This window comes from Aminivibrio sp. (assembly GCF_016756745.1).
GTDB lineage: Bacteria > Synergistota > Synergistia > Synergistales > Aminobacteriaceae > Aminivibrio.
Genome location: NZ_JAESIH010000001.1, coordinates 1 through 2,581, shown reverse-complemented (window position 1 = coordinate 2,581; position 2,581 = coordinate 1). Strand labels below are relative to the sequence as shown.

At 62.1% G+C, this 2,581-nt stretch carries 3 protein-coding genes; 2 read left to right on the top strand and 1 reads right to left on the bottom strand.

Going from position 1 to position 2,581, the window contains the following annotated elements:
• Positions 1 to 137 (top strand): RidA family protein (locus JMJ95_RS13855; protein WP_367153721.1); only part of this gene is annotated, 137 nt, incomplete at its 5' end.
• Between the two features lie 60 nt (positions 138 to 197).
• Here JMJ95_RS13855 and JMJ95_RS00010 read toward each other — a convergent pair.
• Complete coding sequence (locus JMJ95_RS00010) at positions 198 to 1,976, bottom strand: methyl-accepting chemotaxis protein (protein ID WP_290680815.1); 1,779 nt, start codon at positions 1,974 to 1,976, stop codon at positions 198 to 200.
• A gap of 130 nt (positions 1,977 to 2,106) precedes the next feature.
• On the opposite strand from JMJ95_RS00010, the gene JMJ95_RS00005 reads away from it, so the two are divergent.
• Positions 2,107 to 2,505 (top strand): SDR family oxidoreductase, encoded by a 399-nt coding sequence (locus tag JMJ95_RS00005; RefSeq protein WP_290680812.1) that lies wholly within the window; start codon positions 2,107 to 2,109, stop codon positions 2,503 to 2,505.
• The last annotated feature ends 76 nt before the right edge of the window (positions 2,506 to 2,581 follow it).

Sequence of the window (2,581 nt, the reverse complement as noted above, 5' to 3'; positions counted from 1 at the left end):
AGGTCACGAAAGATTTCAGGGCGTTCAACGAGGTCTACAGGGAGTTCTTCAATGAACCATTCCCCGTGAGGACGACGGTGGGAAGCGACCTCCTCGATATCCTGGTGGAGATCGACGTCATCGCCGAGCTGGACTGAAGAACGCCGGTGAAAAGAAAAAGGGGCCGGAAGGCCCCTTTTTCTTTTCAGGCTTCGTCTTTACCTGAGGGCGAGACCCCGGGACGGAGCGCCGCCGTCCACGATGAACCGCTCCGTGATCTTCCGCAGATCTTCGGCGGTGGCGCTCACCTCCGTGGCGCCGGTGGCGACGCTCTCCATGGCGACGGCGGTTTCCTCCATGGAGGCGGCCACGTTCTGGACCTGCTCGTCGGCGTTCTCCATGACCGAAGTCGTGTCGTCGATAAGGGCGATGACGCGGCCGGACTGTTCCGCCTCCTTCTCCGTGGCGGAAATGATGCGCCGTATGTCCTCCACGGAACTTTTCGTGGCCTCCATGATCTTCTCAAGGGCTTCTCCGGCCACGTGGGCGATGGACACGCCTTCTTCCACACCCTTCCGGCTCGTCTCCATGGATTTCACCGCCGACTCCGTTCCTTCCAGGATCTTGCCCACCAGTTCCGCCACTTCCCGGGCACCCTGCTGGGACTGTTCCGCAAGCTTCCGGACTTCTTCGGCCACCACGGCGAACCCGCGCCCCGCCTCTCCCGCCCGGGCCGCCTCGATGGCGGCGTTCAGGGCCAGGAGGTTGGTCTGGTCCGCAAGAGATGTGATGGTGGTCCCCACCACACCGATCCGGGCCGAGTGGTTGTTGAGTTCCGTGATGAGTTTTTCAGTCTCCCCCACGGCGTTCCGGATGTTCTCCATATGGCCGATGGACTGGGCCACCGTCTCCCTGCCCCTGGCCGCCGCGGACGCCATCTGGCGGGAGTTCTGGTCGGCGCTTGACGCAAGCTCCTTGGCGGAAAGGATGATGGAGTTCATCTCCTGGACCATTTTCGACGCCTCCCCGGCGCCGGTCCTGCCCCTGCTCACCTCTTCCGCGAGGCGGGAGTTACTCTCCGCCACCTCGTTGGTGGTGCTGGTCACTTCCTCGCAGGAGGCCGCCGTGGTTTCCGAGAGGGCCGAAAGAGCGGCCGCCTTGTGCTGGATGTCGGTCACCACCGTACGAAGGCTGTCAAGCATTCCGTCGAGGGCTCCGCCCACCGCTGCCAGCTCGTCGGAGCCGTCCAGGGAGGTCCGGACCGTGAGATTCCCCTCCCTGCCTGCCTTCGAAGCGGAGAGGATGCGGTCGACGGCCCGGCGGATCGCCCGGATGGTAGTGAAGGCCAGGGTCAGGGCTGCCAGGGTCACGGCCAGGACAACGGCGACCACGGTCATGTTCGCCCTGTCCATCCGTGAGCGGTTGTCCGCGGCGCTGCCCTCCGCACCGAGGTCGAGTATTTCACCGATGTCGTTGATGTTGCCCCGGACCGTTTTGAACAGGGCGTCCTCGATCTCGCCCGAGGAGCCCGGTGCAGTCTTTCCGGTCCTCACGTCCTCGATCTGTTTCTCCGAAGCGGTTTCCCACCGGGGGAAATCGGCCTTCAGGGCGGTGAATTCGTCAAATATGGACTCCGGCTTGCCCTCAAGGCGGAAGACCGCCCAGCCGCTCCGGTGCGCGGAAAGAATTTCTTCCGCTTGATTGAGCCTGTCCTTTGCCTGGACCACGTTGTCCCGGAAATCCTTGAGATTCTTCTCGAAATCGGCTCCCGGCCCTTTGGCAAGGAGGGCCTGCTTGGCCACCAGGGCCTGGTAGAGGTCCCGGTCGCCGTTGATGACCAGGCTCTGGGCCACGAAGGCTTCCTTGTGGATCCGTTCAAGGAGGTCCGAATAGACCGAGTTTGCCGAGTACATGGAGAAAACCGACGTCCCGATAACGCCGAGGACGGGAACCAGCGCCAGGATCCAGAGGCGGGCACGCAGGGTCAGATTGTTCATGGGGGACCTCCCGATATGTAAAAATTTAGTAGTGGTGACCTATTTTACTGCATTGCCGCTAATTTAGGAATAGTCCGCAGGAAATGCTCCGCAGGAAATGCAATGCATATTGCATGATCAGAGAAGGCGAATGGAGTATAATACATATACCACACAGGTATTTCGAAGGAGGGATGATCATGGATTTCGGACTTGCAGACAAGACGGTCCTTGTCCTGGCCTCGGGGTCGTCGGCCTGGCCAAGACCCTGTCGGCGGAGTTCGCCCCCTACGGCATCCTGGTGAACGCCATCGGACCGGGGCGGTTCGACACGGAGCGGATCCGGCAGCTCGACAGGGCCCTGGCCGAGAGGAAAGGCCTTCCGGTGGAGGACGTGAGCCGGGTCTCCCTCTCCCGCATTCCCCCGGGGCGGTACGGTGATCCTGCGGAGTACGGCAGGCTCGCCGTCTTCCTGGGCTCCGGGGCGAACACGTACATCACCGGGCAGACCATCCTCGCCGACGGGGGTATGGTGAAGGCGGTACCGTAAAAATGCCGGATCAGCGAGCGCCGGTAACACTTCTCGCCGCCGGCAGCAATCAGGTGCGATTTTTAATGCTCATTGC